Origin of the sequence: Pseudomonas maioricensis (assembly GCF_022790535.1) — a bacterium.
Classification (GTDB): domain Bacteria; phylum Pseudomonadota; class Gammaproteobacteria; order Pseudomonadales; family Pseudomonadaceae; genus Aquipseudomonas; species Aquipseudomonas maioricensis.
Genome location: NZ_LOHG01000032.1, coordinates 1 through 15,673, shown reverse-complemented (window position 1 = coordinate 15,673; position 15,673 = coordinate 1). Strand labels below are relative to the sequence as shown.

General features: G+C 58.8%; 15 protein-coding genes. 5 read left to right on the top strand and 10 right to left on the bottom strand.

Features of this window, described 5'->3' with window-relative positions; translation table 11 throughout:
* Positions 1 to 2: 2 nt before the first annotated feature.
* Complete coding sequence (gene kdpA / locus AUC61_RS25815) at positions 3 to 1,697, bottom strand: potassium-transporting ATPase subunit KdpA (RefSeq protein WP_243249091.1); 1,695 nt, start codon at positions 1,695 to 1,697, stop codon at positions 3 to 5.
* A gap of 13 nt (positions 1,698 to 1,710) precedes the next feature.
* On the bottom strand, positions 1,711 to 1,800 hold the full coding sequence (gene kdpF, locus AUC61_RS25810) for a K(+)-transporting ATPase subunit F (RefSeq protein WP_243249090.1): 90 nt from the start codon (positions 1,798 to 1,800) through the stop codon (positions 1,711 to 1,713).
* 352 nt (positions 1,801 to 2,152) lie between these two features.
* On the opposite strand from kdpF, the gene AUC61_RS25805 reads away from it, so the two are divergent.
* The 4 genes from AUC61_RS25805 (at position 2,153) to AUC61_RS25790 (ending at position 6,387) form a co-directional block, all read left to right on the top strand.
* On the top strand, positions 2,153 to 2,905 hold the full coding sequence (locus AUC61_RS25805) for a response regulator (RefSeq protein ID WP_243249089.1): 753 nt from the start codon (positions 2,153 to 2,155) through the stop codon (positions 2,903 to 2,905).
* Entirely contained in the window at positions 2,902 to 3,960 is a 1,059-nt protein-coding gene (locus AUC61_RS25800) for a sensor histidine kinase (RefSeq protein WP_243249088.1), read from the top strand. The genes AUC61_RS25805 and AUC61_RS25800 overlap by 4 nt, the downstream gene beginning before the upstream one ends.
* Positions 3,961 to 4,075: 115 nt before the next feature.
* Positions 4,076 to 4,810: a XopAW family type III secretion system calcium-binding effector gene (gene xopAW / locus AUC61_RS25795; protein ID WP_243249087.1), complete on the top strand. Its 735-nt coding sequence runs from the start codon at positions 4,076 to 4,078 to the stop codon at positions 4,808 to 4,810.
* A 314-nt stretch (positions 4,811 to 5,124) separates the two neighbouring features.
* Positions 5,125 to 6,387, top strand: coding sequence for an arsenic transporter (locus AUC61_RS25790; protein ID WP_243249086.1), 1,263 nt, complete (start codon positions 5,125 to 5,127; stop codon positions 6,385 to 6,387).
* Between the two features lie 6 nt (positions 6,388 to 6,393).
* Here AUC61_RS25790 and pcaC read toward each other — a convergent pair whose 3' ends face one another.
* The 8 genes from pcaC to AUC61_RS25750 form a co-directional block, all read right to left on the bottom strand.
* Complete coding sequence (gene pcaC, locus AUC61_RS25785) at positions 6,394 to 6,804, bottom strand: 4-carboxymuconolactone decarboxylase (RefSeq protein WP_122666151.1); 411 nt, start codon at positions 6,802 to 6,804, stop codon at positions 6,394 to 6,396.
* 14 nt (positions 6,805 to 6,818) lie between these two features.
* Entirely contained in the window at positions 6,819 to 7,607 is a 789-nt protein-coding gene (gene pcaD, locus AUC61_RS25780) for a 3-oxoadipate enol-lactonase (RefSeq protein ID WP_243249085.1), read from the bottom strand.
* 132 nt (positions 7,608 to 7,739) lie between these two features.
* Positions 7,740 to 9,092 (bottom strand): 3-carboxy-cis,cis-muconate cycloisomerase, encoded by a 1,353-nt coding sequence (locus AUC61_RS25775; RefSeq protein ID WP_243249084.1) that lies wholly within the window; start codon positions 9,090 to 9,092, stop codon positions 7,740 to 7,742.
* A 16-nt stretch (positions 9,093 to 9,108) separates the two neighbouring features.
* On the bottom strand, positions 9,109 to 10,458 hold the full coding sequence (pcaK, locus tag AUC61_RS25770; RefSeq protein ID WP_243249083.1) for a 4-hydroxybenzoate transporter PcaK: 1,350 nt from the start codon (positions 10,456 to 10,458) through the stop codon (positions 9,109 to 9,111).
* Between the two features lie 152 nt (positions 10,459 to 10,610).
* Complete coding sequence (gene pcaG, locus AUC61_RS25765) at positions 10,611 to 11,213, bottom strand: protocatechuate 3,4-dioxygenase subunit alpha (protein WP_243249082.1); 603 nt, start codon at positions 11,211 to 11,213, stop codon at positions 10,611 to 10,613.
* A gap of 12 nt (positions 11,214 to 11,225) precedes the next feature.
* Positions 11,226 to 11,945 (bottom strand): protocatechuate 3,4-dioxygenase subunit beta, encoded by a 720-nt coding sequence (gene pcaH / locus AUC61_RS25760; protein ID WP_243249081.1) that lies wholly within the window; start codon positions 11,943 to 11,945, stop codon positions 11,226 to 11,228.
* A 109-nt stretch (positions 11,946 to 12,054) separates the two neighbouring features.
* On the bottom strand, positions 12,055 to 12,984 hold the full coding sequence (pcaQ, locus tag AUC61_RS25755; RefSeq protein ID WP_243249080.1) for a pca operon transcription factor PcaQ: 930 nt from the start codon (positions 12,982 to 12,984) through the stop codon (positions 12,055 to 12,057).
* Positions 12,985 to 13,173: 189 nt separating this feature from the next.
* On the bottom strand, positions 13,174 to 14,046 hold the full coding sequence (locus tag AUC61_RS25750; RefSeq protein WP_243249074.1) for a helix-turn-helix domain-containing protein: 873 nt from the start codon (positions 14,044 to 14,046) through the stop codon (positions 13,174 to 13,176).
* Between the two features lie 122 nt (positions 14,047 to 14,168).
* Here AUC61_RS25750 and pobA point away from each other — a divergent pair, with 122 nt between their 5' ends.
* Positions 14,169 to 15,353, top strand: a complete 1,185-nt coding sequence (gene pobA / locus AUC61_RS25745; RefSeq protein ID WP_243249072.1) for a 4-hydroxybenzoate 3-monooxygenase — start codon at positions 14,169 to 14,171, stop codon at positions 15,351 to 15,353.
* Positions 15,354 to 15,673 lie beyond the last annotated feature (320 nt).

Genomic DNA, 15,673 nt, shown 5'->3' with positions numbered 1-15,673 from the left:
CCTCAGAAACCCAGACTCAAATGTTCGGCAATCGGCCCTAGAGCCAGGGTCGGCAGGAACGTCAGGCCGCCGACAATCAGGATCGTCATGGTCAACAAGGTGACAAACAGCGGGCCATGGGTCGGGAAACTGTTCAGGCCCAGCGGCGCACTCTTCTTCATCGCCAGACTGCCAGCCAGGGCCAGTACCGGCAGGATGTAGCCGAAGCGGCCGATGAACATCGCCAGACTGAGCATCAGGTTATGGAACACGGTGTTGGCACTGAAACCGCCAAACGCCGAGCCGTTGTTGGCAGTGGCCGAGGTGTAGGCATAGAGCAACTGACTGAAACCGTGCGGGCCAGGGTTGCTCACCGACGCCATCGGCCCCGGCAGGCTCGCGGCGATGGCACCGAGTACGAGCACACCAACGGGCATCACCAGCAAGGTCGCAACCAGCAGCTTGACCTCGTTGGCTTGCAGTTTTTTGCCCAGATATTCCGGCGTACGACCGATCATCAAACCTGCAAGAAACACCGCGATCAGTACATTGAGCAGCATGCCGTTAAGGCCCACGCCGACGCCGCCGAAAATCACTTCGCCGACCATCATGTTGGCCAGTGCGACCATGCTGCTCAGCGGGTTCAGGCTGTCATGCATGCCATTCACCGAGCCGTTGGACGCTGCCGTGGTTGCCGTGGCCCACAACACCGTGCCGGTGGTCCCGAAACGGCTTTCCTTGCCTTCCAGCGGCGCCGTCTGTTCCACGTTGGCAATATTCAGCGCCGGATTGGGCTGGTACTCGGCCCACATCGACACCGCACCGCCAATCATCAGCAGCACCAGCATGCAGGCCATGATCGCCCGGCTCTGGCGCATGTCCTTGACGTAGTGGCCGAAGGTAAATACCAGCGCCGCCGGAATCAGCAGGATCGAAGCCAGCTGAAACAGGTTGCTCCATGCGGTCGGATTCTCGAACGGGTGCGCCGAATTGACGCCGAAGAAGCCACCGCCGTTGGTACCCAATTGTTTAATCGCAATCTGGCTGGCAGCCGGACCCATGGGCAGGCTTTGATCAGCGCCTTGCAGGGTCATTGCGTCAATATAGTGAGCGAAGTTTTGCGGTACGCCCTGCCAAACCAGCAGTAACGCCAACACGACGCACAATGGCAACAAGCCGTAGAGCGTAACGCGGGTCATGTCGGTCCAGAAGTTGCCGAGGTTCTGCGTCGAACGACGGCTGATCCCCCGGCAGAACGCCAACAGCACGGCCACACCGGTCGCGGCGCTGACGAAGTTCTGCACAGTCAGGCCCGCCATCTGGCTCAGGTAGCTGAGCGATGCTTCACCGCTATAGGCTTGCCAGTTGGTGTTGGTGACGAAGCTCATCGCGGTGTTGAACGCCAGGGACCATTCCATGCCCGGCAATTGCTGCGGGTTCAGGGGCAGAGCGCCCTGCCCCAGCAACATCGCGAACAGCAGCAGAAAACCAGCGAGGTTAAAAGCCAGCAAGGCCCAGAGGTAATCCTTCCAGTTCTGCTCGACAGTAGGGTCAACGCCCGACAGGCGATAGCAGATGTTTTCAACCGGTCGCAGCATCGGCGTGAGCCAGGTGCGTTCGCCTTCCACCACTCGGTAGTAAAAACGTCCCAACAATGGCGCGGGCAAGAGCACTAATGCCAGGAAAGCCAGAATCAGTAGATAGTCATAACTGTGCATGGCAGCTCGTCTCCTAGTTCCGGCCTGCGCGTAGCAGCGCAACCAGTAGGTAGATGAACAGCCCTGCGGCTAACAACAGTGACACCCCGTCCACAACGCTCATCGAAATACTCCGTCTCTACGGCGATTGCCGCGTGTGGTTAATTGTCGGGATTGAGGGTGTAAAGGAACGAGAGCGAGGGGGTTAGTGCGGCGTAAAGATGGCGTAAAGATCGCGGCGTGCGGCGGTTTGGAACGAATGGCATGCATTGGAATTGGCCATTCATTGGTTTCTGTGTACGCAAAAAAACCTCTACACCCAAAACCTTTGTACCAACTCCGATACAGACCAGACACGCCCCCGACATCCCCCCACGCCACCCTTTCGCCGCGCCTCCCGGCGAAGTAGCATGGCGGGTAGCGTTGATCATCAATAGCGGCCAGTGATGGCGGCATCACCAGGCAGCAGTCGCATCATGCAATCAACTCCCGACACCACCGCTGAAACCCCACAGAACAACGACCAGCGCTGGAACACCCGCGCCCTGATCGTCGACGATGACATCCCTATCCGCGAACTGCTCTGCGATTACCTGGCGCGCTTCAACATCCAGTGCCGGGGCGTGACCGACGGCACCGAAATGCGTCAGGCGCTCGAAGAAGAGAACTTCGACGTCATCGTCCTCGACCTGATGCTGCCCGGCGAAGATGGCCTGTCGCTGTGCCGCTGGCTGCGCGGGACCTCGGACATCCCGATTCTCATGCTTACCGCTCGCTGCGAACCCACCGACCGGATCATTGGCCTCGAACTGGGCGCTGACGACTACATGGCCAAGCCCTTCGAGCCCCGGGAGCTCGTGGCGCGCATCCAGACCGTGCTGCGCCGCGTGCGCGATGATCGTAACGATGAGCGTTCCATCGTGCGCTTCGATGCCTGGCGGCTTAATAGTGTGCTGCGCCAGTTGACCGCTGCCGATGGCCTCGTGGTGCCCCTGTCCAATGCTGAATTCCGCTTGTTACGCGTATTCCTCGAACGCCCTCGCCGGGTGCTGAGCCGCGAACAACTGCTTGATGCCGCACGCGGTCGCTCGATTGAAGCGTTTGACCGGAGCATTGATCTACTGGTCTCGCGCTTGCGGCAGAAACTGGGCGACGATCCGAAAAACCCGCAGTTGATCAAAACCGTTCGCGGTGAGGGTTATCTGTTCGATGCAAGGGACATCGGTTGATCCGCTCTGCTGACACACTGTTCGCCCGCCTGTTCGGGGGGGCATTGATCGCTATTCTGCTTGCACATTTGCTGGCGTTCATGTGGTTCAGGTTGTATGGATTCCCGCCGCCACCGCCCCCCATGCACGAGCAGTCAGGGCAGCAGATGAGCGCGCCTCCCTTCCAAGGCTCGGATGACCGCCCTCCGCCCGATCACAAACCGCCGTTTTTCCGAGGGCCGGTCGTGCCGCTGATCTTCCAGTTGATCACTCTGGTGGTTGCTGCGTGGTATGGGGCCAAGGCCTTGAGCAGGCCGATCCAGCGTCTGAGCAACGCTGCCGAAAGGCTCAGCGAAAACCTCGACAGTCCGCCCATGGAAGTCACGGGCCCGAGGGAAGCACGTCAGGCGGCGCAGACATTCAACCTGATGCAGCAACGCATCCGCGAACAAGTGCAGCAGCGCGGACGCATGCTCGCCGCGGTTTCCCATGACCTACGCACACCGCTGTCGCGTCTGAAGTTGCGGGTCGAACAGATCGACGAGCCAAAGCTGCATGGGCAGATGACTCAGGATCTGAACGACATGATTGGCATGCTCGACGCCACCCTGACCTACCTGAATGAGCAACGCACCAGCGAAATAGTGCAGTTGTTCGACTTGCAGGCGCTGATCGAGTCCCTGGCTGAAAATGCTCAGGACAATGGTGATGACGTTCAATCCACGGGCCAGTGCCCGCCGCTCAAGACGCAACCCATGGCATTGCGCTCGTGCATCAACAACCTGATTGACAATGCCCTGCGTTATGCCGGTCATGCACGGGTCGAGATTCATGATGAGGCGCAGCAGGTGAGCGTCAGGGTCATCGATCACGGCCCGGGAATCCCCGTCGAACATCATGAAACCGTGTTTGAGCCTTTTTTCCGTCTGGAAGGGTCGCGTAATCGCAACTCCGGCGGCGTCGGCATGGGCATGACCATCGCCCGTGATGCAGCCCGACGCATGGGCGGTGAATTATCACTGGCGCAGACACCCGGTGGTGGCCTGACTGCCCTGGTGATCTTGCCGCGGTTCTGACAGGACCACGTATCTGCACCGATACAAAACCCACATACCCTCGACATCTGCCATCTGGATGCTTGATAAACCGGTGCACCGTCGCCGGATCAATCAACCTGAGGGAGTCAGTCCGATGATCAGTGGCGTCAGTAACAGCTATTCGAGCTACACCAGCTCAAGCGCGAGTACCGCCGCGAGCAAGAAATTCCAGGAGCAATTGCTGGCCAAACTGGACACCGATGGCGACGGCAGTATCAGCAAAGATGAGCTGAGCGCTGCAAATTCGTCTTCCGACAGCAAGGACGGCATCACCGTCAGCCTGAGCAAAGCGTTCAGCGACCTGGACGCCAATGACGATGACAGCCTCGACGCCGATGAACTGGCGGCAATCACGGCACCGCCACCACCTCCGGGCGGTCAGCCAGCGACCGATGTTGCCGAGGATCTGCTCAGCGCGCTGGACACCGATGGCGACGGCACGATCAACAGTGACGAACTGACCGCAGGCTTGAGCAGCGCGGGCAGCACCGCCGACAGTGCCCAGGTGTTTGATGCGCTGGACACCAATGAAGATGGCACTGTCAGCCTCGAAGAACTGACCGCCAGCCTGCAACCACAACAGCCTCCTGCACCGCCGGTGGTAACGCAGGAGACCAGCGATCAGTTGTTCAGCTCACTGGACGCTGATGGCGACGGCAGCATCAGCGCTGACGAATTGACCAGCGCGCTGAGCGCCACCTCAAACGGCAGTACCAACACCGACACCAAAGCCTCTCAAGCCTTGAGCCGCATGGTCGCCGCGTTGACCGAGCGTTACGACACGAACGGCAATAAGCCGGTCGGCAAGTATCTCGATACTGCTGCGTGATGCGAGACCTTTGCCTGATAGATCTCTGTCAGGCAAAGCACAACACCTGTAGCGCCTCCGTAGTCCAGACGCCACGCTGTCGCGCAGAAACTAGGGGCCTGTAGGAGTGAGCTTGCTCGCGATAGCTGTCGATATGTTAAGAATATGTCGTCTGACCTGACGTAATCGCGAGCAAGCTCACTCCTACAAGTCCAATGCTTGCCACACGAAAGCCGCGTTTCAGCACCATCAAAGCGCATTCCAAATCTGCCTTACTGACGAACTTGTCCTCATCACCACCGGTCTGAGAGGAGCCTGCCTCTCGAGTACCACAAATGTCCGCATTCGACCCTGCAACGGTTATCTGGATCGTCGCCGCCATAGCCATCTGCGGCGTGATTACACGGCCATGGCGGGTGCCGGAATTTGTCTGGGCGCTGGGTGCGGCCGCACTGCTCACGGCGCTGGGATTTATCCCTCTGCACAAGGCGCTTGGCGCGGTGGCGGAAGGTGGTGACGTCTACCTGTTTCTGATCGGCATGATGGTCCTGGCCGAACTGGCCCGACAACAAGGCCTGTTCGACTGGCTGGCCATGCTGGCTGCCAAACATGCAAAAGGCTCGGGACAACGCCTGTTCGACCTCGTGTTTCTGGTCGGCACACTGGTCACGGTGTTTCTGTCCAACGATGCGACCGCCGTTGTTCTGACCCCCGCCGTGTATGCCGCAGCCCGTGCCGCCAAGGCCGAACCGCTGCCTTATCTGTTCATCTGCGCCTTTATCGCCAACGCGGCCAGTTTTGTACTGCCTATCTCCAACCCCGCAAACCTGGTGATATTCGGCAGCAACATGCCGCCGCTGACCACTTGGCTCTGGCATTTCAGCTTGCCTTCGATTGCCGCCATCGGCCTGACCTATCTGGTGTTACGCCTTGCACAGCGCACTCATCTGCGCAAGCCTCTGGCCACGAACATCACCTTGCAACCGCTGTCCAGCGGTGCACGTCTGACCGCGTTCGGTATTGTCCTGACCGGCATCGTCTTGCTGAGCGCATCGGCATTCGGCGTGCAACTTGGGTTGCCCACGTTTTGTGCGGGTATCGCTACCGCCGCACTGATTCATATCCGCCAGCGGCTCAACCCTCTGCCAGTGATCAAGGCGGTCTCCTGGGGAGTGTTGCCGCTGGTGGCAGGTTTGTTCGTGCTGGTAGAGGGGCTGGCACTGACCGGCGTTATCGATCATCTGGCCCATGCGCTGAAATCACTGGCCGACCATTCTGCCACTCAAGCCAGCTGGGTCGCAGGCGTGAGCGTGGCGATCGCCAGCAACCTGATCAACAATCTTCCGGCCGGCCTGATCGCCGGGTCAGTCGGCCATATCACACAGCTGCCGACAGCGACCACCAGTGCATTGGTGATCGGCGTCGATCTTGGCCCCAACCTTTCGATCACCGGCTCGCTGGCAACCTTGCTCTGGTTGATTGCCATACGTCGCGAAGGCGAAAACGTCACCGCCATGGGCTTTTTCCGGCTGGGGATTCTGGTCATGCCACCCGCGTTGATTGCAGCGCTGGCAGCGCTCGCGTTGACCCATTCATAGCAGGCATCAAATGTTCGGGCTGCTCTGCTGCAACGACTCGACGCCCATTTCATCCCAGACTTCCTCTGCCAGATGAAACGTCGCGTTGGCGGCTGGGATACCGCAGTAGATTGCGCTCTGCATCAACACTTCCTTGATCTCCTCACGGGTCACGCCATTGTGTTTGGCGGCCTTGAGGTGCAGGCGCAGCTCGCCTTCACGGTTCATACCGATCAACATGGCAATGGTCACCAGGCTGCGGGTATGGCGCGGCAGGCCGGGCCGGGTCCAGATATCACCCCAGGCATGGCGGGTGATCATTTCCTGAAACTCTTCGTTGAACGGCGTTAGCTTCTTCAGGCTGTTGTCGACGTGGGCATCGCCCAGGACAGCGCGGCGCACTTGCATGCCGGCTTCGTAACGTTGTTTTTCGTCCATTTGAGACTCCGGATTCAGGCTAGCAAAAAAGTTACGACACGTTCGCCAAATGCACTGCCCGCTTCGATACTGGAAAGATGCGCGGCATGGAACTCGGCGTACTCGGCACCTGCAATGTGCCCGGTGAGGAAACGCCCGTCAGTTGGGGTAGTGACAGCGTCCTGAGTGCCACAGACCACCAGCACCGGTAGCGTGATCGCTTTGATCTGATCACGAAAATCTGCGTCGCGTACCGCTGCGCAGTTGGCGGCATAGCCCTGAGGTGAGGTCTGGGCCAGCATGTCCACCACCGGCTCAACCTGTTGCCGCGCGGCCTTGGCAAATTCAGGGGTGAACCAGCGCGCAACCGACGCCTCACGCAAGGCTTGCATCGCGGCTTTGCCATCGCGCAAAACGGTTTCGATACGCGGGTTCCAGACATCGGGATTACCGATTTTCGCGGCGGTGTTGCACAGCACTGCACGCTGCACACGCTGCGGCGCATTGATCGCCAGCCACTGGCCAATCAGACCTCCCATGGACAGCCCGCAGAACAACACGCTCGGCAGCTGCAAGGCGTCCAGCAGTGCCAATACATCGCGACCGCTCTGCTCGATGCTGTAAGGCCCTTTGGTCACCAGCGATTGACCGTGCCCGCGCGTGTCGTAGCGCAACACCTGAAAGTGCTCCGTGAAGGCCGGCATTTGCGAGTCCCACATTTTCAAGTCGGTGCCCAGCGAGTTGGACAACAACAAAACCGGCGCACCTTGCGGGCCATCGAGTTGGTAATGCAGATTGCCGTCGGAGAGTTGGATGAAGGGCATTTTGGCTCCTGTGAATTGAAGATTGAATCTGGTTCCTGTGGGAGTAGAGCTTGCTCGCGATACATAAGACGCAGCTAACCGACATACCGCGTTATCGTTTATCGCGAGCAAGCTCTGCTCCCACAGCTCAAGTTAAGTTTTCGCCAGGGCCACCGCCCTCTCCACCCACTGCTGCGCAAGGCCCAGGTAGTTGGCGGGATCAAGCAGATGGTCCAGTTCAGCGGACGAAAGCTCGGCACTGACCTGTGGATCGGCGCCAAGCACTTCGCGCAGATGCAACCCCTCCTGCACGGCGCGGCGGCAGCTTTGTTCAATCAGATGATGCGCGGCGTCACGCCCTATGCGCCGGGCGAGCGCGATACTGACCGCTTCAGCCAGCACCAGCCCTTGAGTGGAATCTAGGTTGGTCAACATCTGTGCGGCATCAACCTCCAGCGCTGGAATCACCTGCAAAGCCTGCTGCAACGATCCCGACACCAGGCAGCACAGCTCAGGCAGGGTTTCCCACTCGGCGTGCCACAACCCCAGGCTGCGCTCATGTTCCTGAGGCATGGCCGCGAACATCGTGGCGACTAGTCCCGGCGCACGCACGGAAGCACTGATCATCACGGCCGCGCCCACAGGGTTACGCTTGTGAGGCATGGTAGATGAACCTCCCTTGCCTGCCGCTGCGGGTTCAAAGACTTCACCGACTTCGGTTTGCATCAACAGACTGATATCGCGGCCGACCTTTCCCAGACTCCCGGCGATCAGGCCCAGCCAACCGGCAAACTCCACCAGCCTGTCGCGCTGGGTGTGCCACGGTTGCTCGGGCAAGCTCAGTTGCAGCTCATGGGCCAGCGCTTCAGCAACAGGCAATGCCTGATCGCCCAACGCCGCAAGGGTTCCGGACGCGCCACCAAACTGCAGGCTCAGCAGCCGAGGTTTCAGCTCCTGCAAGCGTTGCCGATGACGCGTGACCGCGCCGAGCCAACCGGAAATTTTCATCCCGAGGGTGACCGGCGTCGCCTGCTGCAACCAAGTACGACCCGCCAGCGGTGTAGCGGCGTAGCGTTGAGCCTGTCCCGCCAGAGCATCCGCCAGCGTCGACAGATCACGTTCCAACAGCACGATGGCGGCGCGCAGTTGCAACACCAGCCCGCTGTCCATGACGTCCTGGCTGGTTGCTCCCATGTGTACATAACGCTCAGCGGTGGGGTTGTGCGCAGCGATCTTCTTGCCAAGCGCCTTGACCAGCGGGATCGCTGAATTGCCGGCATTGCCGATTGCAACCGCCAGTTCAGCAAAGTCGAACAGCTCGGCGCGGCAACTGGCCTGGATATCGTCAACCACTTCAGCGGGGATCAACCCGGTGCTGGCCTCAGCGCGGGCCAGCGCTGCTTCGAAATCAAGCATGCCTTGCAGCCGTCCGTGATCAGAGAAGATTTCCCTCATCTGCGGCTGGCTGAAATACGCGTCGAAAAGTTGCTGGCTCGTTGTGTTCAAAAGCGTGCTCCAAAATTCATGTGGCGTCCGAGTGGCTGACCCAGCCCTTGACCAATACAGCAAGAGCCGCCAGTGCTGCGGGCACCACCAGCGCAGTCAGAACCTGCTCGAAATTCCAGCCCAGCCCCAACAAGGTGGCGCCCGCCCAGGCACCGAGAATTGCGCCGAACCGACCGATGCCCAGCATCCATGAAACGCCGGTGGCACGACCTTGAGTCGGATAGAAACGCGCCGCCAGCGAAGGCATGGCCGATTGCGCGCCGTTGATACACATGCCGGCCAGCAGCACCAACGTCGCCAGCACGGCGACGTTACCTAGGCTCTGCCCTACCAGCCAGGCAAACACCCCGGCCAGAAAGTACGCACAACCAATCACCTTGTGCGGGTTGTACTTGTCCATGGCCCAACCGACGCCGACCGCACTCAACACACCGCCAAATTGAAACAGAGCCCCGATGAAGGCCGATTGTTCCATGCTCGCGCCACTGTCACGCATCAGGGTCGGCAACCAGCTGGTCAGCAGATAAACAATGACCAGGCCCATGAAGTAAGTCAGCCACAACAACAAAGTACCGGCGCTGTAGGTGCCGGAGAAGATGACTTTCAAGACGTTACGGCTGCGCACGGTTTTCTGCTCTGGCACGCTGAAGTCGTTGGCGGCATTGACTTCCTGACGGGAGATCGGCGCCAGCACCTTGCGAATACGATCGACACCCAGATTGTGCACGACCAGAAAACGCGCCGATTCCGGCAGCCAGATCATCAGCACCACGGTCAGGACCAGCGGCAAAATACCGCCGAGCATCAACAGGCTGTGCCAGCCCATGGCCGGAATCAGCTTGGCAGAAACAAAACCACCACAGGCCATGCCGAGGTTGAAGCCGCAGAACATGCTGGTCACCAGCAATGATTTGAGGCGCTCCGGGGTGTATTCGGAGAGTAACGTGGTGGCATTGGGCATTGCCGCACCCAGTCCCAGACCGGTCAGCAAACGCAGGATCAGCAGTTGATCGATGTTGCTGCTGTACGCCGACAGCAGGCTGAACAACCCGAAAAGAAAAACCGCCACCACCAGCACGACTTTGCGGCCAAACCGGTCCGCCAGCGGACCCGACCCCAGCGCACCGAAAACCATGCCGATCAGCGCAGCACTCATGACCGGACCCAGGCTCGCACGGTCGATGCCCCACTCCACGCTCAACGCCGGGGCAATAAAGCCCATGGCTGCAGTGTCGAGGCCATCGAGAAAGACAATCAGGAAACACAAAATGACCACTCGCCACTGATAACGGGACAAGGGTTGAGCATTGATAAAGGCCTGCACATCGAGTGTACCGGCCTCGGGCACGCGAGCCGAAAGCGTCATGGGGGTTCCTTTTATTATTATTTAAGTCTTTTTTCTGTAGGAGCTCACCGACGTTACGAGGCCAGCGATGACGGATCATCTGACACACCGCATCGCTGGCCTCGTAACCTCTGTGAGCTCCTACAGGGTCCTGCGTTTGCTGGATGAAACCATCAAAAATCGAAGAATACCGTTTCGTCTTCACCCTGCACGCGGATATCAAAACGGTACGCCAGCTTACCGTCGACCGTGCAGCGTTTGGCGATCAGGGTCTCGCGACGGATCGGCTGTTCGATCAGGTTCAATACCGGGTCCTTGGCATTGGCTTCAGCTTCGTCGTCGAAATACAGACGGGTCTGCAGATGGATATTGATCCCCCGGGCAAACAACGACACGTTGATGTGCGCCGCCATGGGCACGCCCGCCGCGTTATGCACAGTGCCTGGCTTGATGGTGTTCAACAACCATTGGCCATCTTCGCCGGTGGCCGTGCGGCCAAAGCCGTTGAATGGCTTTTGCGGGTCATAAATCGGGTCGTACCGCCCCTCGTGGTCAGCTTGCCAGAACTCGATAAAGGCATCGCGAATCAGGTGGCCGTTACCATCGAAAACATTACCCAGAAGCACGATATGTTCACCCGGCGCATTGGGCAGAACCATTTCATGGGTGATTTCCAGGTCGCGGGGCGGATTGCCCGCAGCTTCCAGCGCCAGGCCGATATGCACGTACGGGCCAGCAGTTTGTGAAGGAGTTTCAGGCAGCAATTGAACCGGCATGTCATAAGCTCCTTAGCGGTTTTCGAAGTGCGTCGCGCGCTGACCACGCAGGACGATATCAAAGCGATAAGCCAGACAATCCATCGGATTAGCCATGCCCATGTCGAGGCGTGCGATCAGGCTTTGCACCGCGTCCGGGTTGGCAATGGATTTGACGATCGGGCACAGCGGGATCAACGGATCACCTTCGAAATACAGCTGGGTGATCAAGCGTGTGGCAATCGACGGACCACTGATCGACACATGGATATGCGCCGGACGCCAGTCATTGGGGCCATTGCGCCAAGGGTACGGACCGGGTTTGACGGTACGAAAACTGTAATTGCCATCACGATCGGTCAAGGCCCGGCCTACACCACCAAAGTTCGGATCGATGGGAGCCAGATAGGCGTCGCGCTTGTGGCGATAACGGCCACCTGCGTTGGCCTGCCAGATCTCTACCAATGTGTGCGGGATCGGCTTGCCGTATTGATCGCACACCCGCCCGGCCAGAATGATGCGTTCGCCAATCGGCAGGCCACCGTTGTTGAAGTTCAACAACAGATCGTTGTCGTGCTCGCCGAATTTGAGATGGGAAAAGTCCGGGCCAGTGGCTTCAGATGCAGACTGCGGAATGCTGACCAGCGCCTGGCGCGGAGAGCGCAGGATTGAGGTCTTGTAATCGGGGGTCAACGCTTTGGGATGCCAGTTTCTGTCACGAATGACAAAACGGCTGCTGCTCGCATCAGACATGCGGTTCACCTTGGTTCTTATAGTTAGGAATATTGACTGCTGCCCGCAGTCTCTCCCGACCTAACCAAAACCTGAACTGAATAATTGAACTGCATCCATAACCATATGGTTATGGATGATCGGTCTGACCATACGCTTTGCCGACTTCCTGCAAGACAGCGACGCACCATTGCGCCGCTCTGGACAGCGGCAATGCCGGGTTGCTGCAAATGCCCACCGAACCACCCGGCTCACGAATGCCCAACTCCAGTTCGTGCAGATCACCGGCTTTCAGATCCTGCTGCACGGCATCAAAGGGCGCGATCCAGATCGCATCGCTGCATTGCACGTAGCGACGGCTCAGGGTCAGCGACAGGGTTTCCAGGCGTTGGCGCGGCGGGCTGATACCGCATTGCACAAACAGGCTGTCGGCGAACTTGCGAATCGTGGTTCCAGCCAGCGGCAGCACCATTGGGTAGCTTTCCAGGCTTTCACGACGCAACTCGCCTCCCAGCAATGGATGATCGCGGCGCACCACGAGGGTCATGGATTCGCTGTACAGGTGCTCGAAGGTCAGGCCTTGAATCTGCGGGCTATCGGTCATCCGCCCGACCACCAGATCCAGCTCGCCGACCCGCAATTGCGACAGCAGATAGGCGCTGGGCCCCGTCATGACGCTGACGATTAGCGCTGGATGACGCTCATGCAGACGGCGCACCACTTCTGGCACCAACAGGCTTTCCACCGTCGACAACACCCCGAGCCGCGCGGTCACCGGCTCATGCTCACCGGAGCGCAGACTGTTTACCCCTTCGCGCAGCGACTGCACGCTGGGCCCGGCGAAGCGCAGAAATGCCACCCCGGCCTCGGTCAGCGCCGCGCCGCTTTTACTGCGCTGGAACAGCTGGGTTTCCAGCAGGGTTTCCAGTTCCTTGAGGGTTTTGGACAAGGCAGGCTGGCTGATCGCCAACTGATCCGAAGCACGCGCAAGGCTGCCCTGCCGGGCCACTTCGAGGAAACACACCAGATGACGGAATTTGATTCGGGTATCGATGTTCAATTAGGTGGTCGCCTTACACTTTTACGAATTCGTGATTATTTCTGTAGGAGTGAGCTTGCTCGCGATTCGGCTTCTTGATCGACGAACTTATCGCCAGACCTGACGCCATCGCGAGCAAGCTCACTCCTACAGGTCCTACATTTGCCCCGAGACACTGCGGGGCCATGGACACCGGGACAGCCCTGGAGATTATCTCTGCCCCCGAAACTGCCTGGGCGACTGACCGGTGCAGCGCTTGAAGAATCGGGAGAAGTACGCAGGCTCCGAAAAACCCAGCCGGTCCGAAATCTGATTGATGGTCAGGGTGGTGTAAACCAGATCACGCTTGGCTTCCAGCAACAGGCGCTGATTGATGATCTGCAGTGCAGACTGATCGCTCAACCGTCGACACAGGCTGTTTAACCAGGCGGCGCTGATGTTCAGTTGCTCCGCATAGCGTTCAATCGACCAATGCTGGCGAAAATGAATGCCCGCCAGCCGATTGAACGCCTGCAAATGTTCGCGGCCCTTTTCGAGGGACGGTGTGCCGGATGACAACGGCTCGATGCTGCGCCGCCCCAGCCAGATCGACAGCATGGTGACCAGCGCATTCAGCATCGCATCCCGGCAGGGCTTGTGCTGGGCATACTCTTCACTGATCGCGGCAAATAACGGATCCAGCTGGGCGCGTTGCTCGCGGTCCACCGCATGGCAAACCGCGACATTCAATGCCGGAGCCGTCAGCGCAGTATTCAACTGCTCGGCCAACGGCTGCGCGAGGCTCAGGATGTAACCCTGAATATCCGGCGAAAAACTGAAACGGTGCACGCTCAACGCCGGGATCACTTGCAGCACAGCAGATTCCACCTTCCGGGTGGAGCCTTCCACATGCAGGGTTGCCTGCCCGGACTGCACGTACAGCAACTGCACGAGGTCGCTGTGGGAGTGAGTTTGTATTTCCCAGCCGTGAAGCTGACTGCGCTGCGGAATCGACTCGCAATGCAGCAGATCGGGGGTCGGCCACAACGTGGTTTCCCCGTATAGCTTGAATATCGGCACACTCTCAACGCTTGAACCACGCATGCATGCCCCCCTTCACGAGTTACGAAAAGTCCAGAAAATACCGCGAATAATGGCTTCTTCTCTTGCTACAGGCCACTAAAAATACAGAACAGACAAAAACAACAAACGAAGCGGGTCCTGTCATGAAAACTAAAGTTGCCATTATTGGCTGTGGGCCCTCCGGCCTTTTGCTTGGCCAATTGCTCCAGCGTGCCGGTATCGACAATGTCATCGTCGAACGCAAAAACCCCGAGCACATACTCTCCCGAATCCGCGCAGGCGTGCTTGAACAAGGCACCGTTGATCTGCTGCGTGAAGCAGGCGTCAGCGAACGGCTGGACAGCGAAGGCCTGCCCCATGACGGATTCGAACTGGCTTTCGATGGTCGCTCCGAACGCATTGATTTATGCGGGCTGACAGGCGGCAAACATGTCACGGTCTACGGCCAGACCGAGGTCACCCGTGACCTGCTGCAAGCGCGTACTGAGGCAGGCGCGGTCATCTTTTTCGACGCCAGCGATGTTCAACCACACGCCATGAAAACCGACGCACCGTACCTGACCTTCGAACATGAGGGCCAACGGATTCGCCTTGACTGCGATTACATTGCCGGATGCGATGGCTTCCATGGTGTGTCACGACAATCGATCCCCGCAGAGGCACTCAAGGTATTTGAAAGGATCTATCCGTTCGGATGGCTTGGAGTGCTGGCTGATACGCCGCCGGTCAACGAAGAGCTCATCTACGCACGTCACGAACGCGGCTTTGCCTTGTGCAGCATGCGCTCCAAAACCCGCACCCGTTACTACATCCAGGTGGAGGCTGGCGAACAGATCGAGGAGTGGTCTGACCAGCGCTTCTGGGATGAACTCAAACAGCGCCTGCCAACCACGATTGCCGAACGCTTGATTACCGGTCCGTCCATCGAAAAGAGCATCGCCCCGCTACGCAGCTTTGTGGTCGAACCCATGCAGTATGGAAAGCTGTTCCTGCTGGGCGACGCGGCACACATTGTGCCGCCTACCGGAGCCAAGGGGCTGAACCTGGCGGCCAGTGATGTGAATACGCTGTATCGCATTCTGCTCAAGGTCTATCGCGAAGGACGCACCGATTTGTTGCAACGCTACTCGGACATTTGCCTGCGCCGGGTCTGGAAAGCCGAGCGGTTTTCCTGGTGGATGACCTCGATGCTGCACCGCTTTCCGGACAGCGACGCTTTCAGCCAGCGCTTGCAACAGACCGAACTGGATTACTTTGTCGGTTCGGACGCTGGCCGCCGCAGCATTGCGGAAAACTATGTAGGTTTGCCGTTCGAGGAGATCCAGTGAGCGGCGGTGCGCTGAACAGTCCGACGCAGCGCGCTGCACCGCAAAGCAACTGAAAATCAAGGAAAAATTCGGATTTTTGTGGCTGTTCATTTCGTGATCATCGGCCAAAAACCGCAGCCCATATGGCTTTGGCAATGTTATCCACAGACATACCCCCACTTTTCGTGGACAACTTTTGTCTGGTTTTGTGAAGTGGATTCGGGGAGGCATAAGTGCCCCCGATTGGCAATGCAAGATCTGCGATACAACCCAGAAATCTGTAGGAGCTCACGAGCACCGCGAGGCAGCGATGGCGGTGTATCAGACAAACCGCCATCGCT